This window comes from Pseudomonas sp. 1152_12 (assembly GCF_052850675.1).
The window spans coordinates 216,016-239,911 of sequence record NZ_VXCW01000007.1; the positions used below are offsets into that span (position 1 = coordinate 216,016).

Genomic DNA, 23,896 nt, shown 5'->3' on the forward strand with positions numbered 1-23,896 from the left:
TGATATGGATCAACGCTGAGAATCGTCATCCTTCCAGGGGGCGGATAGATAACGCGTGCGGTTGAAGGTTTCAAGCCATTCAGGGCAGAACACTACCAGGGCGCTGACAACCATGCCGTTGATGAACGCCTCGGGGAAAATGATCAGCCATAGGTAACCGACAAAATCCTCCAGCCATTGCGGCATTGCAAAACGGCCGTCGAACCAGAGCAGCCCCAACGCGGCCAACAGGCAGAGCAGCGCCGACAGCGCGGCGGCAAAAAAGCCCGAGCAGAAGATATACACAAAGGGATTGCGTGGTTGCGCCCGCTCGACCCGCACCGCGCAGGCCTCAGTGATCAGCACTGGCAACACGATCAGCAGCAGGCCGTTGACGCCGACGGCGGCCAAGTCCTGGCGCCCCAGCAGCACCAGCCCGAACTGCGCAGCCAACCCGCCGACGACTGCCAACGGCCAATCGAGCAGCAGGGTGACGGCAGTCATGCCGATAAAGTGGTAGGAAACCCCCGTATCGAAATCTCGCCGTACCAGCCACAGCATGAACAGCGCGAACACCGTACCGAACAACAAATGCTGACGCCGTCGGTCGGCGAACAGCTCAACCCACGGCGAGCGCAAGATTGCCCACATTACCACTGGCACATACAACAACCAGCCGATGCTGAGGGTTTCCGGGGCCAGCACCGCAGCGCTGATCACGGCTTCACTTGCTCCAAGGCTTGGCGCAGTTCGGCAGCTGAGCTGTATTCGGATTGCGCGACCAGCTTGCCGCTATCGAGTTGCAGCCACAGCACTTTATCCACAGCCCCCAGATAACGCGGGGCGATACGCGCGTCGCGGTCGAGCATGACCCGGTAGTTGTAGGCTTGCATGGCGGGCACGGCGAACAGCTTGGCGATAAGCCGGGGCATACGCTGGATATCCGCAACAAACACTGCATGCCGCGCTTCGAGGTAGCCCTTGGGTTGACCTTGCAACGCCGCATCGACCAACTTGGCAGCGTTCATACTGCGAGCCACCAACAGAATCTGCGCTTGATCATTCAGGGTGTAGGCCTGATCAAACTGATCAAGTAAGGTCCACGGCGCGACACGCTCCCCCACTTCGATGGCTTGGGCCAAAAAGGGTAAAAGGCTCAAAAACAGCACCACGAAAAACTTCACCGCATACTCCTTGGTTCGGATGGTGGTCGAGTGGCCAGTCTACACCGGCGTTTTAAAGCAAGACTTCCTGCGGTCATCATTTGAACGCTAAGCTACCCCTATGGATGACTCAGATTACTTGCGCCTGCTCACGGTAGCAGCCGAACAAGCCAACGCGTTCCTGTCCAATGCCCGCAAGTGGGAGCGTGAGCGTTGGGTCTGCCAGCGCCTGCTGCAAGGCTTGAATGTGCCATACCGGGCCGAAGAGTTTCATGCCGCCGGTCAAGAGCCGCCGGATGTACTGTTTCGCGATGCGAGCTTCGAGGTATTTTTCGTACTGGATGAAGGCCGACGTCTGAATGACGAATGGCGTGATGAGTTGCTGCGCCGGCGCAGTGCATTTTCTCTGAGCCAGTTGGTGCGGCGCGAGGCCAAGCCGCGGCGCATTCCGGCCCATGAATTCCTGCTGCGCCTGGCACCGACGCTGCGCAAAAAAGCGCATAACTATAAAGAGCGCGGTATGGACCTGGGCGAACTGGACCTCATCGCGTTCACCAGCCTCAAGCGCGAGGTGCTGGACCTCAACAGCCATTTCCCGCCCCCCACTGAATACCTGCGCCAGGGCTGGCGCTCGCTGTCCCTGGTAGGGCCGACCTTTGCCCGAGTGCTGTTCGCCCACCCCGACGCACCGGACTTCTTGCGCAACAACCTGGGGCGCAGCATAGTATTCGACGTGGGCATCAGCCTGTGACGCGGGCACAGACTACGCTTGTGGCAATACCGCCACCCCACTGACTGTAACGTGGCGCCCTTTTGCAACGTCTACCTGACGAGGCCTTTATGACCAGCCGCCTGAACCCCGATGACCAACAGCATGTCGAAGAGTATCTGCAACTCTCCCAGAACCAAGTCGAGCGCAAGCCCTTCCGGCCGTGGCTGCTCCTTGGTGTGGTGCTGGTGGCGGTGATCGGGCTTGGTCTGCTGAGCCGCCTTTTGAGTTATCTGACGCTATGAGCTGCCTGGCGCTCGCGAGGGTAACTGCTCCGATTTCTTTTAGCCTTGCGAGATATCCCCATGACCCATCGTATTATTATCGTCGGCGGCGGCGCCGGCGGCTTGGAGCTGGCTACCCGCCTGGGTAAGACTCTGGGCAAGCGCGGCACCGCCAGCATCACGCTGGTGGACACCAACCTGACCCATATCTGGAAACCGCTGCTGCATGAAGTGGCAGCCGGTTCGCTGAACTCTTCGGAGGACGAACTCAACTATGTCGCCCAGGCCAAATGGAACCACTTCGAGTTCCAACTGGGGCGTATGAGTGGGCTCGACCGTGAACAGAAAAAGATTCAGCTAGCCGCCACCCTTGATGAAGAAGGCCGCGAACTGGTGCCTGCACGCGTGCTGGGCTACGACAGCCTGGTGATCGCGGTCGGTAGCACCACCAATGACTTCGGTACTGAAGGCGCGGCGCAACACTGCCTGTTCCTCGACACGCGCAAACAAGCCGAGCGCTTTCACCAGCAGTTGCTCAACCACTACCTGCGCGCCCATGCCGGGCAGACCGATACCATTGAGCAAATCAGCGTCGCCATCGTCGGTGCCGGTGCCACCGGTGTTGAACTCGCCGCCGAACTGCATAACGCCGCCCATGAGCTGGCAGCGTATGGCCTGGACCGGATCAAGCCGGAAAACATGCACATCACCCTGATCGAAGCCGGCCCACGGGTATTGCCTGCACTGCCGGAGCGGATTGGTGGGCCTGTGCATAAAACACTGGAGAAACTCGGTGTCACCGTGCTGACCAACTCAGCGGTCAGCGAAGTGACCGCCGAGGCGCTGATCACCAGCAGCGGCCAGGTCATCCCAGCCAGCCTGAAGGTGTGGGCCGCCGGGATTCGCGCGCCAGGCTTCCTCAAGGACATCGATGGCCTGGAAACCAACCGCATCAACCAGCTTCAAGTGCTCCCAACGCTGCAGACCACTCGCGACGAAAACATCTTCGCCTTTGGCGACTGCGCCGCCTGCCCGCAACCGGGCACGGACCGCAATGTGCCACCACGTGCCCAGGCCGCTCACCAGCAGGCTTCGTTGTTGGCCAAATCGCTGAAGCTACGCATTGAAGGCAAGGACCTGCCGCCCTACAAGTACACCGACTACGGTTCGCTGATCTCGCTGTCGCGGTTCTCCGCGGTGGGTAACTTGATGGGCAACCTGACTGGCAGCGTGATGCTTGAAGGCTGGCTGGCGCGAATGTTCTATGTATCGCTGTATCGCATGCACCAGATGGCGCTGTACGGTTTTTTCCGCACGGCGATGCTGATGCTGGGCAGCAAGATTGGGCGCGGAACTGAGCCTCGGCTCAAGCTGCACTGATCGACTGAACGGCCACAAAAAATCCCCCTATCGCGCGATAGGGGGATTTTTTATTGGGCTAACTCTGCTGGTAGAACTCGGCCATATAGTCGACAAATGCCCGCACCTTTGGCGCCAGGTGCCGGGACTGTGGATAAAGAGCGTAGTAGTGCCGCTCGCCCAATGAGTAATTGGGCAGAATGCGCACCAGTTGGCCCTGCGCCAAATCATTGTGCACGGTGGCCTCGGTGAAGCACGCAATGCCCGCCCCGGCCAACGTGGCCGCGTGCAGCGCGCTGATAGTGTTGGTGCTGAACCGCCCCGACGGCGTGACGCTGACTAAACCGCCACGTGTCGCGCTCAGTTGCCAATCCGACGATGCCCCCACGAAGCTCAGCAAGTGATGCTTGTCGAGCTCCTGGGCTGAACGCGGTAAGCCATGGCGGCCGATGTAGCCCGGCGAAGCCACCAGCACCTGACTGGAAACCGTCAACGTGCGTGCAATCAGCGAGGTATCCGCCAGCGCGCTGGCGATGCGTATCGCGATATCAAACCCATCGGCAACCAAATCGACGAATTGATCATCGCAACACAGTTGCAGCTCAATATCGGGATAGCGGCGCTGAAAACCCGGCAGCCAGTGTGGCAGGTCCAAGGTCCCCACCACCAACGGCACACTGACTCTCAGCACGCCTTCAGGGCGTTGGTGCCCGTGGGCGATGGCCAGGGATGCAGCGTCGAGACGGTCGAGGATATCCACGCACGCCGCGTAGTACTGCTCCCCGGCCGCCGTAAGACTGAAGCGCCGCGTGTTGCGGTTGATCAACTGGGCGCCCAGCTCAATCTCTAACTGCTGCAACTGCCGGGAAATCGTCGAGTGCGTGGTGTCCAGGCGCTCTGCGGCGGCAGAAAAGCCTTTGGCGTCAACGATGCACCGAAAGGCGCGCATGGCGGATAACTGGTTCATGCAACAAGCGATCCCTGCGGGTTTTGGGGAATCAGTTAACCGGCAACGCGATAATTTGCGAGGTGGTCAGCACCGAGCCGAAAGTATCTTCAATTTCCGCCAGCGCCGAGTTGTGCAACTCATCCTTGGTTACCGAATGGCCATTGGCGCGAGTAATCGCCCGGGTGGCGCTGGCATCGGATGCTACCACAACGTCATAACCTAACGGCGCGGCGTCCCGGGCAGCTGCGGCAACACAGGCGTGGGTCATCAGGCCACTGATGATCAGGGTCTTGACGCCTGCCTTCTTCAATTGCGCATCCAGGTCGGTGCTGGCGAATACACTGACAGTGGTCTTCTGTACGAGCGTGTCTTGCGGGCGCGGCTTCATCAGCGGGTGAAAATCGACGGTCTTGCCGTTCTTGGCGAATACCGCCGCGTCCTCCGGGGCGATGTGCTGCACGTGGATGACCTGGATTTTTTCTTTGTCAGCGAATTTGATCAGGCGCTGGGTGTTTTCCAGAGCCTTCATGCCGTCCGGTATCGGCATGCGGCCGGTGAAGTATTCATTCTGGAAGTCGATTACCAGCAGGGCGGTGGTTTTCGGGTCCAGGCGTTCTGTGGGTTTGGCACCCAACATGGCGCGAATGGTTGGCTGCTGATTCGCGGCCGTGTCGGCGGCGACCGCGTAGTGGCCGAACCCCATCATCATGCCGAGGCCCACCAGTGTGGACTTGAGCATGGCAGGTAATGAGCGGACGGGATGAGTGGCAATAGTAAGGGTCATGGTGCGAGCTCCTGAGGCGATTAAATTGACGAGGCCCAGTCTAGGAACCCGCCACCAACGCAGCAACGCACTAATCAGCACAATATTTGTTTGGAATTCGCACAAGCAAACGAATCAACAATCGGCGTAGAAGGCGGCCTTTCAGGCACAAGGCGAGATCTCCCCAGGTAAGAACCCGATCCTTCCCCGCACAGCCGCCGAATTTACGCTGCCGCCCTTTGGCCACAAGAGCTTCGCGGTTTACCGCCCGCTCGCCCTAGTCGGCATCGCCTTATAGCCGGTTCTTGTTCATCGGCTCACGGTTTCGATTCACGCTTGCTCCCCACACTCGGTCGCCCTCATGCAGTTGCGCTTCACTTCGTTCGCTGTGGTCTGCTCGCGGCGGACTTACACCCGCAAGATTGCGCCCATGCTGGGCGAACGGCAAAAAAAATCCCCGTATCTTTCGATACGAGGATTTTTAATATGGTCGGGGTAAGGGGATTCGAACTCCTGACATCCTGCTCCCAAAGCAGGCGCGCTACCGGACTGCGCTATACCCCGGTAAAAAAAAGGCGACCTTTCAGTCGCCTTCTTCGATCAGTGCTTTTGGCCTCTGATCTTAAGATTCGATTCCAGCATTAACTGGTCTCAAAAATGGTGGGTCGTGTGGGATTCGAACCTACGACCAATTGGTTAAAAGCCAACTGCTCTACCAACTGAGCTAACGACCCAAAAATGGTCGGGGTAAGGGGATTCGAACTCCTGACATCCTGCTCCCAAAGCAGGCGCGCTACCGGACTGCGCTATACCCCGGTTTTGAAATTGGCTCCGTGACCAGGACTCGAACCTGGGACCCAATGATTAACAGTCATTTGCTCTACCGACTGAGCTATCACGGAACTGCATATTTCAAATGTACAACTTTTACCGCTTTACAACCTTCTCTTCGACCCGTCCGTATCGCTACGTTCATGCCTCTGAGGCGCGCTATTCTACAATCTTAAAAACCCCTGTCAACCCTTTAAATTGCTTTTAAGACAATGATTTGCGCTTCTTTCTGATTTCTTCTTGGGGAGAAGAAACCCGTGGGCTGACGTTGCTGCGGGGCGCACTTTACAAGCCTTTGCCTTACAGTTCAACGCCCTATCGAAAAAAAAGGCCCCGCAATGCGGAGCCTGCTCGTATAGCCATACTGGCTGGGCTTAGTGGAAGACGATTTCGTCGTTTTCCACCGTGGCCGCAACGCTGGTCCCCGGCATGAAGCTGCCCGACAGGATCAACTGCGCCAACGGGTTCTCGATCCAGCGTTGGATCGCGCGTTTGAGAGGCCGTGCGCCATACACCGGGTCGTAACCCACCGCGATCAGCTTGTCCAACGCCTCACTGCTCAGTTCCAAGTCCAGCTCGCGTTCGGCCAGGCGGCTGCGCAGGCGGCCCAACTGGATCTCGGTGATGCCCGCGATCTGATCCCGCGCCAAAGGCTCGAAGATCACCACTTCATCGACCCGGTTGATAAACTCCGGGCGGAAGTGCGAGGTCAGCGCATCCATGACCGCAGCACGCTGCGCCTCACGATCGCCTACCAGTTCCTGGATCTGCGAAGAGCCCAGGTTGGAGGTCATCACGATCACCGTGTTGCGAAAATCCACCGTACGCCCGTGGCTGTCCGTCAGGCGTCCATCTTCCAGCACCTGCAGCAAGATGTTGAACACGTCTGGGTGGGCCTTCTCGACCTCGTCCAGCAGGATCACCGAGTAAGGCTTACGCCGCACAGCTTCGGTCAGGTAGCCGCCCTCCTCGTAGCCCACGTAGCCTGGTGGAGCACCAATCAAGCGCGCCACCGAGTGTTTCTCCATGAACTCGGACATATCAATCCGCACCATGGCCTCTTCAGTATCAAAGAGGAACTCGGCCAACGCCTTGCACAGCTCCGTCTTACCCACGCCGGTCGGGCCGAGGAACATGAACGAGCCGCTCGGACGGTTCGGGTCCGACAAGCCGGCCCGCGAACGCCGTACCGCATTGGACACCGCCACCACCGCCTCTTCCTGGCCAATAACGCGCTGATGCAACAGGCTCTCCATCTTCAGCAGCTTATCGCGCTCGCCTTCGAGCATTTTCGACACCGGGATACCGGTCCACTTGGACACTACTTCGGCAATCTCTTCCTCGGTCACCTTGCTGCGCAGCAACTGGTTCTCGCTTTTACCATGCTGATCGACCATTTGCAGGCTGCGCTCCAGGTCCGGGATCACCCCGTACTGCAACTCGGCCATGCGGTTCAGGTCGCCTTTACGGCGCGCGGCTTCCAGTTCCTGACGGGACTGCTCGATCTTTTGCTGGATCTGCGCAGAACCCTGCACCTCGGCTTTCTCCGAAGTCCAGATTTCCTCGAGGTCCGAGTATTCACGCTCCAGGCGCACGATTTCTTCCTGGAGCTTTTCCAAGCGTTTCTTCGCCGCCTCGTCCTCTTCCTTCTTCAGCGCCTGAGATTCGACTTTCAGTTGAATCAGGCGCCGATCCAGGCGGTCAAGCACTTCCGGCTTGGAGTCGATCTCCATGCGAATGCGGCTTGCCGCTTCGTCGATCAGGTCGATGGCTTTGTCCGGCAACTGACGGTCAGTGATATAGCGATGGCTCAATTTGGCCGCCGCAATGATCGCGCCGTCAGTGATCGCCACCTTATGGTGGACCTCATAGCGTTCTTTCAGGCCACGCAGGATCGCGATGGTGTCTTCTTCGCTCGGTTCTTCCACCAGTACTTTCTGGAAACGACGCTCAAGGGCCGCGTCCTTTTCAATGTACTGGCGGTATTCGTTGAGCGTGGTCGCACCAACACAATGCAACTCACCCCGAGCCAGGGCTGGCTTGAGCATGTTGCCTGCGTCCATCGAGCCTTCGCCTTTACCGGCGCCGACCATGGTGTGCAGTTCGTCGATAAACAGAATGATCTGCCCGTCCTGCTTCGACAGCTCATTGAGCAGGGATTTCAGGCGTTCCTCGAACTCACCACGGAACTTGGCACCGGCGATCAGCGAGCCCATGTCCAAAGACAGCAGGCGCTTGCCTTTAAGGCCGTCCGGCACTTCACCATTGATAATGCGCTGGGCCAGGCCTTCGGCAATCGCGGTTTTACCCACGCCAGGTTCACCGATCAGTACCGGGTTGTTTTTGGTGCGGCGTTGCAACACTTGGATGGTGCGACGAATTTCGTCGTCACGGCCGATCACTGGGTCAAGCTTGCCTTCTTCAGCGCGCTTGGTCAGGTCGACGGTGTATTTATCCAGGGCCTGGCGCGACTCCTCATGGTTAGGGTCATTCACCGCTTCGCCGCCACGCAGGTTGTTGATGGCGTTTTCCAGGGCTTTCTTGCTCACGCCCTGGCCCAGCAACAATTTGCCAAGCTTGCTGTTGTCATCCATCGCGGCGAGCAGGACCAGTTCGCTGGAGATGAACTGGTCACCTTTCTGCTGGGCCAGACGATCCGCCTGGTTAAGCAGGCGCGCCAAGTCCTGCGACATGTTCACGTCGCCGGTAGGATTTTGAATTTTCGGCAGCTGGTCGAGCTCTTTGCTCAACTCCTTACGCAGGCTGTTGACGTCAAAGCCCACCTGCATCAGCAAGGGCTTGATAGAACCACCTTGCTGCTCCAGAAGGGCCTGCATCAAGTGCGCAGGCTCGATGGCCGGGTGGTCAAGGCCCACCGCCAGGGATTGAGAGTCAGATAAGGCCAACTGCAATTTGCTGGTTAAACGATCAATACGCATTAGTCACCTTCCTTTTGAGCAGGCCGGAGCTATAAACACACATCCTGAATGAAGAAACCTGCCAGATACCCCTATAGATGGGGTGGATTCTGCAAGATTCAAGCGAGCAATGGGCGATATGGACCAGGATTGACCCAGATCAAGAGAGTCTAGCGGTCAAGCCAGATTAGGGAGGCAAACCGACCGGTGCGAGGGCTGCGCCGGTAGGAAAAGAAGCGAGGGTCGGTCACAGTGCAGAGACCACCGCCATAAACAGCGGTGACACCGCGCACGGCCAGGCGCAGGCGTGCCAGTTGGTAGATGTCGGCCATGTACTTGCCGGGGTTTTGGCTTGGAACAAAGGCTTCAGCAGTAATCGGCAGTTGCTGCATAAAGGCTTCACGCACTTCCGGGCCGACCTCAAAGGCTTGCGGGCCGATTGCCGGGCCCAGCCACACCAACACTTCCCCGGGCTCGGTGTTCAAGCTTTCAAAGGCTGCTTCCAATACGCCTGCTGCCAGCCCGCGCCAACCGGCATGGGCAGCCGCCACACGAGTACCGGCGCGGTTGCAGAACAATGCGGGCAGACAATCGGCGGTCATTGATGTGCAGGCGATACCTGCAGTGCTGGTCCAGCTGCCATCGGCTTCGGCGATGCACGACGGGTCAGCCTCGACCACGGTGGTCCCGTGGACTTGGCGCAGCCAGGCAGGTTGAATATCAAGGGCATCGGTCAGACGACGGCGATTCTCAAGGACGGCCTCAAGGCTGTCCTCGACATGATCACCCAGGTTGAGGCTGTCGAACGGCGCCAGACTGACGCCGCCCGCACGGGTGGTAACGCAGGCTTTCACCCCGGCCGGCGCGGGCCAGTCAGGAATCAGCCAGTCACTCATCCGATAAACGCCTCGCGATCCTGCTTGAGCAGCGACAACAACCAGACCAGATCGTCTGGAAGAGGCGATTCCCAGCTCATCCGCTTACCGCTCGTCGGATGATCCAGTTCCAGGAAACGGGCATGCAGTGCCTGGCGCGGGAAGGATTTGAGCGATTCAACCATGGTCTGGCTCGCCGCTGGCGGAATACGGAAGCGACCGCCGTAGGCCGGATCTCCGACCAACGGGAAATTAATGTGCGCCATGTGCACGCGAATCTGGTGCGTACGACCGGTTTCCAGCTTGACCCGCACATGAGTATGGGAGCGGAAACGCTCAAGTACACGGTAGTGGCTGACGGCCTGCTTACCGCCCTCCATTACCGCCATACGCTGGCGCTGCTGGCCGTGGCGGCCGATAGGGGCGTTGATCTTGCCACCTGCCACCACCACGCCGATCACGATGCATTCGTAGATGCGGCTGACGCTACGGCTCTGCAATTGTGTGACCAACTGCGTCTGGGCCTGGATAGTCTTGGCCACCACCATCAAACCGGTGGTGTCCTTGTCCAGGCGGTGCACGATGCCGCAGCGCGGGACATTGATGATGTCCGGCACGTGGTGCAACAGGGCATTGAGCAAGGTGCCATCAGCGTGCCCGGCCGCCGGGTGAACCACCAGGCCTGCGGGTTTATTGATGACCAGGATGTCGTCGTCTTCATAGACGATATCCAGCTCGATGTCCTGTGCGACCCATTCTCCCTGGGCTTCCTGCTCGGCAGTCAGCTCAAGAATCGCACCACCATGAACTATGTCTCGCGGGCGGATAACCGCTCCATCCACAGTCAGGCGGCCGTCTTTGATCCAGGCGGAAAGGCGCGAGCGCGAGTGCTCAGCGAATAATTGTGCGGCGACTTGATCGAGGCGTTGGCCGCCCAATTCGGACGGCACCTCTGCGCGAAGTTCAATTTTATCGGACATGCTCAGACTAGGCGTGGCACAGCCTTTGGTTTCGGCTGCGCGCTTGTGGTTAAATACGGCGTCTTTTGCCCCGAGGCTTTCAACGGGGCGCTCATCATAACAGGACGGCCCCGCCCAAGACAGCGGCCGTCATAGGGACGCAAGCCGCCATGCAAGTGAAACACCTGCTGCTGATCGCCATCCTCGCCATGACTGCTGCTTGCTCGTCAACAAAGGAAGTCGTCGACGAAAACCTGAGCGAAGTCGAGCTGTACCAACAAGCTCAAAAAGACTTGGACAATAATAGCTACACCAGTGCCACAGCCAAGCTGAAGGCCCTGGAGTCGCGCTATCCGTTCGGGCGCTACGCCGACCAGGCACAGCTCGAGCTGATCTACGCCAACTACAAAAACGCCGAGCCTGAGGCTGCCAAGTCTGCCGCCGAGCGTTTTATCCGGCTGCACCCGCAGCACCCGAACGTGGACTACGCCTACTACATGAAGGGCCTGACTTCGTTCGACCAGGACGTTGGCCTGCTGGCGCGCTTCCTGCCGCTGGACATGACCAAGCGTGACCCGGGTGCCGCCCGCGACTCCTACAACGAGTTCGCCCAGCTCACCAGCCGCTACCCAAACAGCCGCTACGCGCCGGACGCCAAGCAGCGCATGATCTACCTGCGCAACCTGCTGGCTTCCTACGAGATTCACGTAGCCCACTACTACTTGACTCGTCAGGCGTACGTCGCTGCCGCTAACCGTGGTCGGTATGTAGTGGAAAACTTCCAGGAAACCCCGTCCGTGGGTGACGGCCTGGCAGTGATGACCGAGGCTTATCAGCGCCTGCACCTGGACGCCCTGGCGACCACCAGCCTGGAAACCCTGAAACTCAACTACCCAGATCACCCAAGCCTGAAGGATGGCCAATTCGTGCCTCAGGTTGCTGAAGCGGACAACCGTTCGTGGCTGAGCAAGTACACCCTGGGCCTGATTGAATCGCGTCCACCGCTGCCGCCAGGTGAAACCCGCGCCAACCAGGACGTGATGAAGCAGTACCAGGACGCCAAGGAAGCTATTCCTTCGGAACTCAAGCCACATGACGAAAACGGCGACGTGATCGAAGAGCAGGAGCCACAGGCCCTGGGTGACAACCAGGACCGCTCGTGGTTCAGCTACATGACGTTCGGCGTGTTTGACTGATTGCATCCGGCGTCATCAAGAAGGAGCCTTTCGAGGCTCCTTTTTTATTGCGGAGTATTATTGCGCTGTGCGCCTGCTGCCACCTTGGCTAAACTGGCGCATTCATTTTCGAGAAACTGCCCATCATGCTTCGTCTACTGTTCTGGATTGCCGTCATTGCTGCCGCGGTATGGTTCTGGCGCAAATTCAAAAGCCCAGCCGCCAAACAGCAACGCGCCAGCGAGCCCGACGCCGCTTTGATGGTGCGCTGCGCCCACTGCGGCGTACACCTGCCGCAGGATCGCGCACTGAGCTCACGCCAAGAGTGGTATTGCACCCAGGCGCACCTGGAGCAAGGGCCGAAGTCTATTCAGCAGTGATCCGACCGGCGGGCGCATAGGCCGCCGGGTCGATGATCGGAGTACGCCCCAGCAACAAATCGACAAACAACTGGCAGGATGCCGGTGCGAGTACCAAGCCATTGCGGTAATGCCCGCAATTGAGCCACAACCCTTTTACGCCTGGGACCTCGCCGATGTACGGGATCCCTTCCGGCGAGCCGGGCCGCAAACCAGCCCAGTGTCCCACAACCTCGGCGTCCGCCAACGCGGGAATCAACTCCACAGCTGACGCTTTGAGGCTTTCCAACGCCGACTCGGTCGGGGTTTTGTCGAACCCTTCATGCTCCAGCGTACTGCCAATCAGAATGTGCCCATCACGCCGAGGGATCGCGTAGCGACCTTTGGCCAGCACCATACTCGACAAGAAATCAGACGCACATTTGTACAAAATCATTTGGCCTTTGACCGGCGCCACGGGGAGCGACAAGCCCAACGTGCCCAGCAGTTCCCCGCTCCAGGCGCCAGCGGCCAACACGACCTGATCCGCGAGGATCGCGCCCGCAGCCGTATTCACGCCCACGACATCTGCGCCCTCGATAACAAAACCGTGCACTTCACACTGCTCATGAATAGTCACACCAGATAACGCCAACAGCGCCGCCTTAAGGGATTTAACCAGGCGCGGGTTGCGCACATTGGCCACGTCCGCCATGTAGATCGCTTGGGAATACCCGGCTCCCAGCGCCGGCACCGCATCGTGGGCAGCCGACACGTCCACTTTGCTCAAAGGCCGGCGTTCACGAGCAGCCCAGGCGAGTGCCTCGGCCTCATCCTCCAGGTCCAGCCAGTACAAGCCCGTGGTATGGACCTCCGGGTCAACACCCGTGGCGGCAAACAACCGCTGCGCCAGTTGCGGATAAAAATCCTGGGACCAATGCGCCAGTGCAGTGACCGCTGGGCTGTAGCGCCACGGATACAGCGGCGACACAATGCCGCCGCCCGCCCAGGACGACTCCTGCCCAAGCCCCGAGCGTTCCAGCAGAATGACTGCCTGCCCCTGGGTGGCCAGGTTGTAGGCCGTCAACAACCCGATTACTCCGCCACCGACAATCACCACTTGCTGTTGCTTAGCCATCATTTGATCCAGCCGATAAAAAGGGAAAAGTGCATCCGGTGCCCACTGACCCAGCACCCTCATCATTGCCCCCAGCACGCCTTGCGCGACATGTCAGGTGATGCGCCGGGATTGCTGCGCACGCCGGAGCTGGTCAGGCTGAATGCAGCGCAAGGGTCACCCGCCATGACTGACCCGACGACAGGCGTGGCCAGCAGGCTGAATTCCTGAGGGTTCAATGCAGCGCTGATTCTATAGCGATCATTGCCCTCACTGACGCCGTTCGCATCAATAAAAGTACCGTTGCGCGTGTAAAAGCGCTCCAAGTAGTGGACCTGCTCAGCCAACAATGCAGCGATTTCTGCGCGATAGACTTTTTTTACATAACCGGTATACGCGGGGTAAGCAATCCCGGCCAGAAACGTGATGATCGCTACAGCGATCAGTAACTCGACCAGGGTAAACCCTTGGCAATCCTTGCCCATTGTTACGCTCCCTATTGAAGTTGCCGCCATAAAACCCGACGAAGTCCCAAGCCTCCCTCTTCGCTCAACTGTGCATAAACCGCCTCCAGAACCGTGCGCGATTGGCCACTAAGCCCCACCGCCGTCACGCGGTACAACGCGGCCGGTGTTGCTGGCGGCAAACCCGCCAGCCCCGCTCCCTGCCCCAGCGATTGGACCGCATACAGGCCACCCTTCAAGGCAATCCAGTTGACTGCTGAAGCAGGGTTCGCCCCGGCGCCCACCACCGAAAACGACTCCTGTGGCGGTGCGCAGGTGCTGATCGATCGGCACAACGGCAGCCCGGCCCCGGCGTGCAGGGCTGTCGACACCCCCAGCGTCAAGCCGCTTTCGGCACTTTGAAATGATTGATTGCGATGCCATACGCCGCCGGCAATCTTTTGCTGGGACACCGCACCTTGCATCGAGGCCATGCCGATCAGTGATAACACCAGCAAAAACACCAAGCTGATCAGCAGGACCATGCCCTTCTGCCGCAGGTAAACCCCATGAAAACTCAGCATAATTACCCTACCCCAGCCGATTACGCAGCGCGGCCACGACACTGTAGGCCTGATCCTTGACGCGCCCGCTCGGGTCTCGCAGTGTCATCTGGATACGCACACTGCGGATCAGCGACTCGTCCACCGGGCTGACGTCATAGCGCACCACGCGAGCCGAACCGGTGTTGGCCGCCACGCCGAAACTGATCTCGAACACCTGTACGTTGTCCACCAGCACCGTCTTGGCCGGCGCCGCGGGTGTACTGACCTTCAACTGACCGGTTTCAAAGGTGTAGGTGAGCTGGCGTATCGCGAACCGAATCTGGCCAGGCGCCGGTGACGGCGAGCTCCCCGAATAGGCTTGGGCTGTGCCAATGCAATCAGAGAGCACCGTCCAGTCAGGTTTGCCACCCTCGCCTCCCGAATCGGCCGTGACCAGCGTGAGTGACTTGGAACTGCCCGTGGCACTCCAGCCAATCGGTCGCTCAAAGGCTGGCGGTGCATTTTCGATATAGGCCGTCGCCAGGCAACCGAACATACCCGCCTGGCGAACATCCTGAATCATCTTGCCCAGCACAAACCGCGCATCATCCTGCAGCAACATAGCGGCCTGCTGGCTGGCGTGAGTGGCTCGAGCGCTGATGACGACCTGGCTGACGCCAAGGACCAACACCAGCCCGACCGCCAGCGCCAGCAACAGCTCCACCAAGCTGAAACCCTGCATGTAGCGATTCATTGCACCATCTCCCAATCACCGGCAATGCGACTGGTGAGGGTGAAGGTTTCACGGGCACCGTGGGCGTTCGCTCCCCTGGCGTCATCCCAACTGATACTCACGGTCACCACACTGCCACTGACCACCACGGAGCCTTTGCCGCTCGCACCGGCAAAACCGACGATATTGGCTTCGAAATCATGCAGGTCCAGGTCACGCACACTGGCGCTGCCCGTATTGAGCGGCGGACCTTCGGTTCGACCCCATGAGTAGTCCGCGCCAGCGTTGGCGCGAACTCGATCCAGCATGTCGTAGGCAATGAAACTGGCCTGGCTGATCATCCTTGCGCTGTCGGTGTACTTGAGTGCATTGAGCTGGATTACCGCAGCGCCCAGCAGGCCAACCGTGAGAATAAGCACCGCCACCAGCACCTCGATCAGGGTCATGCCGTCTTGGTGCCGGGGCAAAGCGCAGACAGGGTGTGTATTCGGGCGAGCAAGCATTACCGTCGTCATCCGTGTCGAAGGCCGGAAAAAAGCAGGGGAAACCCACTGTGCAACCCAAGACTAGCGCCAGTTTTTGACGGGTGCTGCTCCCGGAACAAAGGGAAATACTTTGGACATAAAGGCCATCATTCAGCACCCGAAGCAGCGCGCTATACCTATGCCTGTCACCTGAAATATTGAACACGTCCACGGAGGGACGACCTATGAAACAGCGCGGCTTCACCCTGATCGAACTGCTGCTCAGCCTGACGCTGAGCGGCCTCCTGGCAAATCTGGCGGTACCGGGTTTCAGAGGTTTACTTGAATCGCAGCAACGACAAACAGCTGCGCAGTCGCTGGCTGGCGGGCTGCGCTACGCACGTACCGAGGCCATCGCACGCAATCGCGCGGTGGTCATTCATGCCCGGGAAGAGGACTGGAGCCTGGGATGGAGAGTGATCGTGGACGAAAGCGGGCGCGGACACCTGGACGACAAAAACCCCGTGCTGCTGGAACGACAGGACAACGGGCAAATACCGATAGTAGGGAACGGCCCGGTCAAGAGCCAGGTACGCTTCAATGGGTTGGGCGAACCGATATTTTCAGCGGGAGGTTTCCGTGCAGGCACTGTGCATGTGTGCGACAAGGGCCAGGCGCAAAGCCTGTTTCAGGTAGTACTTGCCCCCAGCGGGCGCATCAGCCTACGCAGTGACACCACCGAGCAGGCTTTGTGCCGGAGCGCCTCCGGCACCTTGAGGCTTACAGCAACGAGCGAACCCGCAGCTCCTTCGGCATCGAGAACGTGATGTTCTCTTCACGGCCAGCCAACTCATCGGCACCGGTTGCCCCCCAGGCCTGCAGCTGTTGGATCACGCCGCGTACCAGGACTTCCGGGGCTGAAGCGCCTGCGGTAATGCCGATACGCTCAACACCGTCGAACCAGCTGCGCTGCATATCTTCGGCGCCGTCGATCAGGTACGCCGGTGTGGCCATGCGCTCGGCCAATTCGCGCAAACGATTGGAGTTGGAGCTGTTAGGGCTACCAACCACCAGCACGACATCGCATTCATCAGCCAGTTGCTTGACCGCGTCTTGACGGTTTTGCGTGGCATAGCAGATGTCGTCTTTGCGCGGGCCGCCGATGGCCGGGAATCGCGCGCGCAGGGCATCGATCACTCGGCTGGTGTCGTCCATCGACAAGGTGGTTTGCGTCACAAAGGCCAGCCGCTCGGGGTTTTGCACCTGCAAGTTGGCGACGTCCTTTTCATCTTCCACGAGGTAGATGGCGCCGCCCGTGCGGGAGTCGTACTGGCCCATGGTGCCTTCGACTTCGGGGTGACCAGCGTGGCCAATCAGGATGCATTCACGACCGTCACGGCTGTAACGCGCAACTTCGATATGCACCTTGGTCACCAGCGGGCAGGTAGCGTCGAATACTTTCAGGCCACGGCCGGCCGCCTCGGTACGTACCGCCTGGGAAACACCATGAGCGCTGAAGATGACGATAACGTCGTCTGGCACCTGGTCGAGCTCTTCGACAAAGATAGCGCCGCGTGCGCGCAGGTCTTCGACCACGAATTTGTTGTGGACGACTTCATGGCGCACGTAAATCGGCGGCCCGAAGACTTCAAGGGCGCGATTAACGATTTCGATCGCCCGGTCCACACCCGCGCAGAAGCCACGGGGATTGGCGAGTTTGATTTGCATGCTGTGCCTCGTGTCTTGCAGGGCAAGAAATTGGATCAACTCAACTCTGTAAGAGTAAGCCTCTGCGGAAGCCGGGCTAGCCCGCGATACAGACGACTCGGTGTATCAGGTACTCCGAGATGATGCTATCGCAGGCAAGCCAGCTCCCAAAGGAACCGGTTTAGTCAATCAGAGCGCTTTAACGTCGATGATTTCGACGTCAAACGTCAAGGTTTTACCGGCCAACGGGTGGTTGAAGTCGATGGTCACTTGCGCGTCATCGAAGGTTTTCACCACGCCGGGCAGCTCGGTATTCGCCGCGTCGTTGAAGATCACCAGCAAGCCTTCCGACAGGTCCATGTCCTGGAACTGCGAACGCGGGATGATCTGCACGTTTTGCGGGTTGGGCTGGCCAAAGGCGTTTTCCGGCAGGATCTGCAGGGTGCGCTTGTCGCCAGCCTTGAAACCGAACAGGGCCGCTTCGAAACCCGGCAGCAGGTTGCCATCGCCGACCTTGAAGGTCGCCGGGGCTTTGTCGAACGTACTGTCGACCGTGTGGCCGTTCTCCAGGCGCAGTGCAAAATGCAAAGTGACTTCCGTGTTCTGGCCGATGCGTTGCTCAGCCAATACCTGATCAGTCATTGACGGTCTCTCCGGTTTTCTTACTTTTAAACATGTCCAACGCCAGCATGATTGCACCGACGGTGATGGCGCTGTCGGCAAAGTTGAACGCCGGGAAATACCAGCGGTTCTGCCAATGCACCAGGATAAAGTCGATCACATGGCCCAGGGCGATGCGGTCGTACAGGTTGCCCAACGCGCCGCCCAGCACCAAGGCCAGGGCGATGGCCAACCAGGTGTCATCGCGGCCCAGGCGTTTGAGCCAGACCACCAGCACTGCGCTGACCACCACGGCGATCAGGGCGAACAGCCAGCGCTGCCAGCCGCCGCCATCAGCGAGGAAGCTGAAGGCGGCGCCGGTGTTGTAGGCCAGGGTCCAGCTGAAGTAGTCAGGAATGACGACGATCTGCTGGTACATCTGCAAGGCGCCTTCGAAGTGAGCCTTGCTGAGCTGGTCAATGACCAGCACCAGCACGCTCAGTACGAGCCAGCCCAGACGTCCGAAACGACCGGCTGCATTAGGCATAGTGGCGAACCTCGCCAGCACCGCTGATGTTGTCGACACAACGACCGCAAATTTCCGGATGCTCCGGGTTCACGCCGACGTCTTCGCGGCAGTGCCAGCAACGGGCGCACTTAGGAAAGGCCGACTTGACCACTTTGAGCTTGAGGCCCGGCACTTCGGTGGCCACTGCGTCCGCGGGTGCCTGGGCAAAAGGTGCCAGGCTTGCGGTCGAGGTGATCAGTACGAAGCGCAGTTCGTTGCTCAGCTTGGCCAGGTCGGCAGTCAGGCCTTCCTCGGCAAACAGGGTGACTTCGGCTTGCAGGTTGCCACCGACGGCCTTGGCCGCGCGCTGAACTTCCAGCTCCTTGTTCACCGCAACCTTGACGGCCATCACGCCTTCCCAGTACTCGCGGCCCAGTTCGAAGTTGGCCGGCAATTCGGTCAGGCCTTCGTACCAGGTGTTGAGCATCACCGATTCGTTACGCTCGCCCGGCAGGTATTCCCACAGTTCATCGGCGGTAAAGGCCAATATCGGCGCAATCCAGCGCACCAGCGCCTCGCTGATGTGGTACAGCGCGGTCTGCGCCGAGCGGCGCGCCTTGCTGTTGGCGCCGGTGGTGTACTGGCGGTCCTTGATGATATCGAGGTAGAAACCACCCAGCTCCTGCACGCAGAAGTTGTGGATCTTGGAATACACGTTCCAGAAGCGGTATTCGCCGTAGTGCTCCTGCAACTCGCGCTGCAGCAACAGGGTACGGTCCACGGCCCAACGGTCCAGGGCGAGCATGTCCTCGGCCGGAAGGATGTCGGTGGCCGGGTTGAAACCGGTCAAGTTCGACAGCAGGAAGCGTGCGGTATTGCGGATACGGCGGTAGGCATCGGCGCTACGGGCCAGAATCTGATCCGACACAGCGATTTCGCCCGAATAATCGGTCGAGGCCACCCACAGACGCATGATGTCGGCGCCCAAGGTGTCGTTGATCTTTTTCGGCTCGATCACGTTTTTCAGCGACTTGGACATCTTGCGGCCCGTCTCGTCGACGGTGAAGCCGTGGGTCAGCAGTTCGCGGTACGGCGCGTGGTTGTCGATGGCGCAACCGGTCAGCAACGACGAGTGGAACCAGCCACGGTGTTGGTCAGAGCCTTCCAGGTACAGGTCGGCACGCGGGCCGGTCTCGTGGCCCATCGGGTGCGAACCGCGCAGCACGTGCCAGTGGGTGGTGCCGGAGTCGAACCACACGTCGAGGGTGTCGCTGATCTTGTCATACAGCGGCGCTTCGTCGCCCAGCAGTTCGGCGGCGTCCAGTTTGAACCAGGCTTCGATGCCTTCCTGCTCAACGCGCAGGGCCACGGCTTCCATCAGTTCGACGGTGCGAGGGTGCAGTTCGCCGCTTTCCTTGTTCAGGAAAAACGGGATTGGCACACCCCAGTTACGCTGTCGAGAGATGCACCAGTCCGGACGGTTGGCGATCATCGAGTGCAGACGCGCCTGGCCCCAGGCCGGTACGAATTGAGTGTCTTCGATGGCTTTAAGCGAGCGCACACGCAGGGTGTCGCCGCTGACTGGCTCTTTGTCCATGCCGATGAACCACTGCGCGGTGGCGCGGTAGATCAGCGGGCTCTTGTGACGCCAGCAATGCATGTAGCTGTGCTTGATGGTTTCGGTTTGCATCAGCGCACCGACTTCACCCAGCTTGTCGATGATCGGCTGGTCGGCCTTGAAGATGAACTGGCCGCCGAAGAACTCCAGCGAAGGCGCATAAACGCCGTTGCTTTGCACCGGGTTGATGATGTCATCGTTGACCATGCCGTACTTCTTGCAGATCACAAAGTCGTCCACGCCATAGGCGGGCGAGCAGTGAACCACACCAGTACCCGAACCCAGTTCAACGTAGTCAGCCAGGTACACCGGCGACAGGCGATCGTAGAACGGGTGACGGAAGTTGATCAGTTCCAGCGATGTACCGGTGGTGGTGGCGATCACCGAACCTTGCAGTTCGTAACGCGCCAGACAGGCTTCAACCATTTCCTCGGCCAGCACCAGCAGGCGATCACCGACGTCCACCAGGGCGTAGGTGAATTCCGGGTGTACGTTCAGCGCTTGGTTGGCCGGGATGGTCCACGGGGTGGTGGTCCAGATCACGATGGCAGCTGGCTTAGCCAGCGATGCCAGGCCAAAGGCCTCGGCCAGCTTGGCGTCGTCGGCGATCGGGAAGGCCACGTCGATGGTCGAGGACCTCTTCTCTTCGTACTCGACTTCCGCTTCAGCCAGGGCCGAACCGCAATCGAAGCACCAGTTCACGGGCTTGAGGCCCTTGAACACGAAACCGCCCTTGACGATTTCAGCCAAGGCGCGGATTTCCCCGGCCTCGTTCTTGAAGTTCATGGTCTTGTACGGGTTGTCCCACTCGCCCAATACGCCCAGGCGGATGAATTCGGACTTCTGCCCTTCGATTTGCTCGGTGGCGTAGGCACGGCACAGTTCACGGGTTTTATCCGCGCCCAGGTTCTTGCCGTAAGTCACTTCGACTTTGTGTTCGATCGGCAAGCCGTGGCAGTCCCAGCCCGGGACATAAGGTGCGTCGAAACCCGAAAGGGTTTTCGAGCGCAGGATCATGTCCTTGAGAATTTTGTTCAGCGCATGACCGATGTGAATCGTGCCGTTGGCATAAGGAGGGCCGTCGTGCAGGACGAATTTCGGACGATCCTTGCCAATTTCGCGCAACTTTCCGTACAGGCCAATACTGTCCCAGCGCTGCAGGATCTGCGGTTCGCGCTGTGGCAGGCCGGCCTTCATTGGGAAGGCGGTGTCCGGAAGGTTTAACGTGGCTTTATAGTCGGTCATTTAAGGCTCTTCGGTTAGCGATGGGCGCTAGGTGCGGCTAGTGCACGGGCGGCGGCGACATCCGCATTGATCGCCGTTTTCAACGCCTCAAGCGAGGCGAAACGCTGCTCTTCACGCAGCTTCTGGTGGAAAACCAGCGTCAAACGCCGGTCATACAAATCACCGGCAAAATCCAAAAGGTGAACTTCCAGGTGGGCCTTGCCATCACCTGCAACCGTAGGCCTGACGCCTATGTTGGCGACTCCTGACCACGATTGGCCGTCGATGTCGACACTCACCAGATAAACCCCGGTAAGCGGCACACGACGGCGCTTGAGTTGCACGTTAGCGGTTGGCGTGCCCAGTTGGCGCGCCAGCTTCTGGCCGTGCAGTACCCGCCCGGCAATGCAGAACGGGCGACCGAGCAAACGCTCGGCCAAGGCGAAGTCGGCAGCGGCCAGGGCGTTACGCACCTGGGTACTGCTCACGCGCAGACCATCCAGTTCGACGGTTTGCGCGGCTTCGACGGTGAAACCTTGATTCACACCGGCGTGCTGCAAGAAATCGAAATCGCCGACGCGGTCGCAACCGAAACGGAAGTCGTCGCCGACCTCCAGGTGCTGCACGCCCAGGCCATCCACCAGGATACGGTCGACAAACTCGGCGGCGCTGAGGCTTTGCAAACGCTGGTTGAAAGCCAGGCAAAGCACACGGTCCACACCCTCTTCGGCCAGCAACTGCAGCTTGTCGCGCAAGCGGGCCAGACGTGCCGGCGCCGTTTGCGGGGTAAAAAACTCTCGCGGCTGTGGCTCAAAAATCACCACGCAGCTGGGCACCCCCAACTCGACCGCACGTTCACGCAGCCGGCCCAGGATAGCCTGGTGGCCACGGTGAACACCGTCAAAGTTGCCAATAGTGGCGACGCAGCCCCGATGCTCGGGGCGCAGGTTGTGGAGACCTCGAACCAGCTGCATAACGCGCTTCTTGCTCATAAAGTGGTCGATTATAACCACACCCGGCCCCGGACGACAGGCAACAGCGCAGGCCAAATGGATCGAATCGATAAAACAACCGTTTTATCGCGGCAAAGTTCTAGCTTAGCGACTTGCGATTGAAATCCCGCAGGCGGAAGCCCTGCAGCAGCAACATCCCGAAGTACACCACCACACCGGCAACCACCAATACGCCCAAGCGCAGGAAGCGCTCCAGCATATGGCCTTGGTCCCAGGCCGGCATAAAGTGCATCAGGCCAAGCAATACTGCCGACATGGCAGCCACCGCCACCACCAGCTTGAGCGCAAACATGCCCCAGCCTGGCTGCGGTTGGAACATCTGCTGCTTACGCAGTTGATAAAACAGCAGGCCGGCATTGATGCAGGCACCGGCACTGATGGCCAGGGCCAAGCCGGCATGGGCCAGCGGGCCAATAAACACAAGGTTGAGCAGTTGCGTGACGATCAGGGTGAAAATCGCGATTTTGACCGGCGTGCGAATGTTTTGCTGGGCATAGAAGCCTGGGGCCAGCACCTTGATCACGATAATGCCGAGCAGGCCAACGGAATAAGCCACCAGCGCGTGCTGGGTCATCAATGCGTCATGTGCGTTGAATTGGCCGTATTGGAACAACGCGACCGTCAGCGGCTCGGCCAGAATCCCCAGCGCCAGCGAGCACGGCAGTACCAGCATAAAGCACAGGCGCAAGCCCCAATCAAGGATGCGCGAGTACGCCTGGCGGTCCTTGCTGGCATAGGTACGCGCCAGGGTCGGCAGCAAAATCGTGCCCAAGGCTACGCCAAGCACGCCGGACGGCAGCTCCATCAAACGATCGGCGTAATACATCCACGAAACCGAGCCCGAGACCAGCAACGAGGCGAATGCGGTGTTGATGATCAGGGAAATCTGGCTGACCGAAACGCCCAGGATCGCCGGCAGCATATTGCGCATCACGCGCCATACGCCGGTGTCCTTGAGGTTGAGGCGCGGCAATACGAGCATGCCGATCTTTTTCAGGTGCGGCAGTTGGTAGAGCAATTGCGCCAGGCCACCAGCCAGTACAGCCCAACCCAGCGCCATTACCGGCGGGTCGAAGTACGGCGTGAGGAACAACGCGAAAATAATCATGCTGACGTTTAGCAGCGTCGGCACGAAGGCTGGCACCGAGAAACGATTCCAAGTATTGAGGATCGCCCCGGCCAGGGATGACAGGGAAATCAGCAATATATAAGGAAAGGTCACCCGCAGCAGATCAGTGGTCAGCGCGAATTTTTCCGGCGTGTTGGCAAAACCAGGCGCCGTGGCCCATATCACCCAGGGCGCAGCAAGCATGCCGGCGATGGTCACCAGCATCAGCACCAAGGTCAATAGGCCTGAGACATAGGCAATAAATGTGCGGGTCGCTTCCTCGCCCTGCTGAGTTTTGTATTCGGCCAGGATGGGGACGAACGCTTGGGAAAACGCCCCCTCGGCGAAGATCCGCCGCAGCAGGTTGGGCAGTTTAAAGGCAATAAAGAACGCATCTGTGGCCATGCTGGCGCCAAAAATGCGCGCCAGCAGGGTGTCACGTACGAACCCCAAAACCCGGGAGATCATCGTGATAGAGCTGACGGCAGCCAACGATTTGAGCAGATTCATTGAA

The 23,896-nt window shown here is 59.4% G+C and carries 24 protein-coding genes and 4 tRNA genes; 6 read left to right on the top strand and 22 right to left on the bottom strand.

All coding sequences use genetic code 11. The features are described 5' to 3' along the window. Positions 1-9 precede the first annotated feature (9 nt). Both FW764_RS15435 and FW764_RS15440 read right to left on the bottom strand, forming a co-directional pair. Positions 10-699, bottom strand: coding sequence for an energy-coupling factor ABC transporter permease (locus FW764_RS15435; protein ID WP_446434642.1), 690 nt, complete (start codon positions 697-699; stop codon positions 10-12). Continuing rightward, positions 696-1,163 (bottom strand): FAD/FMN-containing dehydrogenase, encoded by a 468-nt coding sequence (locus tag FW764_RS15440; RefSeq protein WP_446434643.1) that lies wholly within the window; start codon positions 1,161-1,163, stop codon positions 696-698. The genes FW764_RS15435 and FW764_RS15440 overlap by 4 nt, the downstream gene beginning before the upstream one ends. 100 nt (positions 1,164-1,263) lie before the next feature. Between FW764_RS15440 and FW764_RS15445 the strand changes: the two genes are divergently transcribed. The 3 genes from FW764_RS15445 to FW764_RS15455 all read left to right on the top strand — a co-directional run bounded on the left by FW764_RS15445 (position 1,264) and on the right by FW764_RS15455 (position 3,515). Beyond that, on the top strand, positions 1,264-1,893 hold the full coding sequence (locus tag FW764_RS15445) for a DUF1780 domain-containing protein (RefSeq protein WP_083360208.1): 630 nt from the start codon (positions 1,264-1,266) through the stop codon (positions 1,891-1,893). A gap of 89 nt (positions 1,894-1,982) precedes the next feature. Beyond that, complete coding sequence (locus tag FW764_RS15450) at positions 1,983-2,156, top strand: DUF3094 family protein (protein WP_090366854.1); 174 nt, start codon at positions 1,983-1,985, stop codon at positions 2,154-2,156. A 60-nt stretch (positions 2,157-2,216) separates the two neighbouring features. Further along, the gene (locus FW764_RS15455) at positions 2,217-3,515 is read left to right on the top strand and encodes an NAD(P)/FAD-dependent oxidoreductase (protein WP_446434644.1); all 1,299 of its coding nucleotides are present in this window, start codon (positions 2,217-2,219) and stop codon (positions 3,513-3,515) included. A gap of 58 nt (positions 3,516-3,573) precedes the next feature. Here the strand turns inward: FW764_RS15455 and FW764_RS15460 are convergent, their stop codons facing one another. The 9 genes from FW764_RS15460 to rluD all read right to left on the bottom strand — a co-directional run bounded on the left by FW764_RS15460 (position 3,574) and on the right by rluD (position 10,810). Further along, positions 3,574-4,461 carry a LysR family transcriptional regulator gene (locus FW764_RS15460; RefSeq protein WP_446434645.1) on the bottom strand — a complete coding sequence of 296 codons (888 nt, stop codon included), beginning with the start codon at positions 4,459-4,461 and terminating at the stop codon, positions 3,574-3,576. Positions 4,462-4,492: 31 nt separating this feature from the next. Then, entirely contained in the window at positions 4,493-5,227 is a 735-nt protein-coding gene (locus FW764_RS15465; RefSeq protein WP_446434646.1) for an isochorismatase family protein, read from the bottom strand. 466 nt (positions 5,228-5,693) lie between these two features. Beyond that, positions 5,694-5,770: transfer RNA gene (locus FW764_RS15470), tRNA-Pro, on the bottom strand. A gap of 94 nt (positions 5,771-5,864) precedes the next feature. After that, a tRNA-Lys gene (locus FW764_RS15475) sits at positions 5,865-5,940 on the bottom strand. 5 nt (positions 5,941-5,945) lie between these two features. Continuing rightward, a tRNA-Pro gene (locus tag FW764_RS15480) sits at positions 5,946-6,022 on the bottom strand. Between the two features lie 10 nt (positions 6,023-6,032). Next, a tRNA-Asn gene (locus FW764_RS15485) sits at positions 6,033-6,108 on the bottom strand. A gap of 303 nt (positions 6,109-6,411) precedes the next feature. Continuing rightward, positions 6,412-8,976: an ATP-dependent chaperone ClpB gene (gene clpB / locus FW764_RS15490; RefSeq protein WP_446434647.1), complete on the bottom strand. Its 2,565-nt coding sequence runs from the start codon at positions 8,974-8,976 to the stop codon at positions 6,412-6,414. Between the two features lie 149 nt (positions 8,977-9,125). After that, positions 9,126-9,851: a peptidoglycan editing factor PgeF gene (gene pgeF / locus FW764_RS15495; protein ID WP_446434648.1), complete on the bottom strand. Its 726-nt coding sequence runs from the start codon at positions 9,849-9,851 to the stop codon at positions 9,126-9,128. Further along, a complete protein-coding gene (gene rluD, locus FW764_RS15500) occupies positions 9,848-10,810 on the bottom strand; it encodes a 23S rRNA pseudouridine(1911/1915/1917) synthase RluD (protein WP_005784662.1) in 963 nt (320 codons plus the stop codon). Before rluD ends, pgeF begins: the two co-directional genes overlap by 4 nt. A gap of 149 nt (positions 10,811-10,959) precedes the next feature. Between rluD and FW764_RS15505 the strand changes: the two genes are divergently transcribed. Beyond that, positions 10,960-11,985 carry an outer membrane protein assembly factor BamD gene (locus FW764_RS15505; protein WP_446434649.1) on the top strand — a complete coding sequence of 342 codons (1,026 nt, stop codon included), beginning with the start codon at positions 10,960-10,962 and terminating at the stop codon, positions 11,983-11,985. A gap of 125 nt (positions 11,986-12,110) precedes the next feature. Beyond that, positions 12,111-12,344 (top strand): PP0621 family protein, encoded by a 234-nt coding sequence (locus FW764_RS15510; protein ID WP_446434650.1) that lies wholly within the window; start codon positions 12,111-12,113, stop codon positions 12,342-12,344. On the opposite strand, the gene thiO is transcribed toward FW764_RS15510, so the two are convergent. From thiO to pilV, 5 genes are all read right to left on the bottom strand, one after another. Next, positions 12,331-13,440 (bottom strand): glycine oxidase ThiO, encoded by a 1,110-nt coding sequence (gene thiO, locus FW764_RS15515; protein ID WP_446434651.1) that lies wholly within the window; start codon positions 13,438-13,440, stop codon positions 12,331-12,333. The two genes, FW764_RS15510 and thiO, sit on opposite strands and share 14 nt — an antisense overlap. A 62-nt stretch (positions 13,441-13,502) precedes the next feature. Continuing rightward, complete coding sequence (locus FW764_RS15520) at positions 13,503-13,904, bottom strand: type IV pilin protein (RefSeq protein WP_446434652.1); 402 nt, start codon at positions 13,902-13,904, stop codon at positions 13,503-13,505. Positions 13,905-13,915: 11 nt separating this feature from the next. Further along, a complete protein-coding gene (locus FW764_RS15525) occupies positions 13,916-14,446 on the bottom strand; it encodes a pilus assembly PilX family protein (protein ID WP_446434653.1) in 531 nt (176 codons plus the stop codon). 7 nt (positions 14,447-14,453) lie between these two features. Beyond that, positions 14,454-15,161 (bottom strand): prepilin-type N-terminal cleavage/methylation domain-containing protein, encoded by a 708-nt coding sequence (locus FW764_RS15530; protein WP_446434654.1) that lies wholly within the window; start codon positions 15,159-15,161, stop codon positions 14,454-14,456. After that, positions 15,158-15,643: a type IV pilus modification protein PilV gene (gene pilV / locus FW764_RS15535; RefSeq protein ID WP_446434655.1), complete on the bottom strand. Its 486-nt coding sequence runs from the start codon at positions 15,641-15,643 to the stop codon at positions 15,158-15,160. Before pilV ends, FW764_RS15530 begins: the two co-directional genes overlap by 4 nt. Before the next feature lie 206 nt (positions 15,644-15,849). Here pilV and FW764_RS15540 point away from each other — a divergent pair, with 206 nt between their 5' ends. Beyond that, complete coding sequence (locus FW764_RS15540; protein WP_446434656.1) at positions 15,850-16,431, top strand: GspH/FimT family pseudopilin; 582 nt, start codon at positions 15,850-15,852, stop codon at positions 16,429-16,431. Here the strand turns inward: FW764_RS15540 and ispH are convergent. From ispH to murJ, 6 genes are all read right to left on the bottom strand, one after another. Then, positions 16,385-17,332, bottom strand: coding sequence for a 4-hydroxy-3-methylbut-2-enyl diphosphate reductase (gene ispH, locus FW764_RS15545; RefSeq protein WP_446434657.1), 948 nt, complete (start codon positions 17,330-17,332; stop codon positions 16,385-16,387). The two genes, FW764_RS15540 and ispH, sit on opposite strands and share 47 nt — an antisense overlap. A gap of 168 nt (positions 17,333-17,500) precedes the next feature. Next, positions 17,501-17,938, bottom strand: coding sequence for an FKBP-type peptidyl-prolyl cis-trans isomerase (gene fkpB / locus FW764_RS15550; RefSeq protein ID WP_446434750.1), 438 nt, complete (start codon positions 17,936-17,938; stop codon positions 17,501-17,503). A gap of 7 nt (positions 17,939-17,945) precedes the next feature. Continuing rightward, complete coding sequence (gene lspA / locus FW764_RS15555) at positions 17,946-18,458, bottom strand: signal peptidase II (RefSeq protein ID WP_083360221.1); 513 nt, start codon at positions 18,456-18,458, stop codon at positions 17,946-17,948. Then, the gene (gene ileS, locus FW764_RS15560; protein ID WP_446434658.1) at positions 18,451-21,282 is read right to left on the bottom strand and encodes an isoleucine--tRNA ligase; all 2,832 of its coding nucleotides are present in this window, start codon (positions 21,280-21,282) and stop codon (positions 18,451-18,453) included. The genes lspA and ileS overlap by 8 nt, the downstream gene beginning before the upstream one ends. 14 nt (positions 21,283-21,296) lie before the next feature. Further along, on the bottom strand, positions 21,297-22,235 hold the full coding sequence (gene ribF / locus FW764_RS15565; RefSeq protein WP_446434659.1) for a bifunctional riboflavin kinase/FAD synthetase: 939 nt from the start codon (positions 22,233-22,235) through the stop codon (positions 21,297-21,299). A gap of 118 nt (positions 22,236-22,353) precedes the next feature. Then, positions 22,354-23,892: a murein biosynthesis integral membrane protein MurJ gene (murJ, locus tag FW764_RS15570; protein WP_446434660.1), complete on the bottom strand. Its 1,539-nt coding sequence runs from the start codon at positions 23,890-23,892 to the stop codon at positions 22,354-22,356. Positions 23,893-23,896: the final 4 nt, after the last annotated feature.

Coding starts and splice junctions, on each gene's coding strand:
- FW764_RS15530 (WP_446434654.1), bottom strand. CDS start 15,161: ATGAATCGCTACATGCAGGGTTTCAGCTTGGTGGAGCTGTTGCTGGCG.
- FW764_RS15465 (WP_446434646.1), bottom strand. CDS start 5,227: ATGACCCTTACTATTGCCACTCATCCCGTCCGCTCATTACCTGCCATG.
- FW764_RS15540 (WP_446434656.1), top strand. CDS start 15,850: ATGAAACAGCGCGGCTTCACCCTGATCGAACTGCTGCTCAGCCTGACG.
- FW764_RS15455 (WP_446434644.1), top strand. CDS start 2,217: ATGACCCATCGTATTATTATCGTCGGCGGCGGCGCCGGCGGCTTGGAG.
- lspA (WP_083360221.1), bottom strand. CDS start 18,458: ATGCCTAATGCAGCCGGTCGTTTCGGACGTCTGGGCTGGCTCGTACTG.
- FW764_RS15450 (WP_090366854.1), top strand. CDS start 1,983: ATGACCAGCCGCCTGAACCCCGATGACCAACAGCATGTCGAAGAGTAT.
- pgeF (WP_446434648.1), bottom strand. CDS start 9,851: ATGAGTGACTGGCTGATTCCTGACTGGCCCGCGCCGGCCGGGGTGAAA.
- FW764_RS15510 (WP_446434650.1), top strand. CDS start 12,111: ATGCTTCGTCTACTGTTCTGGATTGCCGTCATTGCTGCCGCGGTATGG.
- FW764_RS15445 (WP_083360208.1), top strand. CDS start 1,264: ATGGATGACTCAGATTACTTGCGCCTGCTCACGGTAGCAGCCGAACAA.
- rluD (WP_005784662.1), bottom strand. CDS start 10,810: ATGTCCGATAAAATTGAACTTCGCGCAGAGGTGCCGTCCGAATTGGGC.
- FW764_RS15505 (WP_446434649.1), top strand. CDS start 10,960: ATGCAAGTGAAACACCTGCTGCTGATCGCCATCCTCGCCATGACTGCT.
- ileS (WP_446434658.1), bottom strand. CDS start 21,282: ATGACCGACTATAAAGCCACGTTAAACCTTCCGGACACCGCCTTCCCA.
- ribF (WP_446434659.1), bottom strand. CDS start 22,235: ATGCAGCTGGTTCGAGGTCTCCACAACCTGCGCCCCGAGCATCGGGGC.
- FW764_RS15460 (WP_446434645.1), bottom strand. CDS start 4,461: ATGAACCAGTTATCCGCCATGCGCGCCTTTCGGTGCATCGTTGACGCC.
- FW764_RS15525 (WP_446434653.1), bottom strand. CDS start 14,446: ATGCTGAGTTTTCATGGGGTTTACCTGCGGCAGAAGGGCATGGTCCTG.
- murJ (WP_446434660.1), bottom strand. CDS start 23,892: ATGAATCTGCTCAAATCGTTGGCTGCCGTCAGCTCTATCACGATGATC.
- thiO (WP_446434651.1), bottom strand. CDS start 13,440: ATGGCTAAGCAACAGCAAGTGGTGATTGTCGGTGGCGGAGTAATCGGG.
- ispH (WP_446434657.1), bottom strand. CDS start 17,332: ATGCAAATCAAACTCGCCAATCCCCGTGGCTTCTGCGCGGGTGTGGAC.
- pilV (WP_446434655.1), bottom strand. CDS start 15,643: ATGCTTGCTCGCCCGAATACACACCCTGTCTGCGCTTTGCCCCGGCAC.
- clpB (WP_446434647.1), bottom strand. CDS start 8,976: ATGCGTATTGATCGTTTAACCAGCAAATTGCAGTTGGCCTTATCTGAC.
- FW764_RS15520 (WP_446434652.1), bottom strand. CDS start 13,904: ATGGGCAAGGATTGCCAAGGGTTTACCCTGGTCGAGTTACTGATCGCT.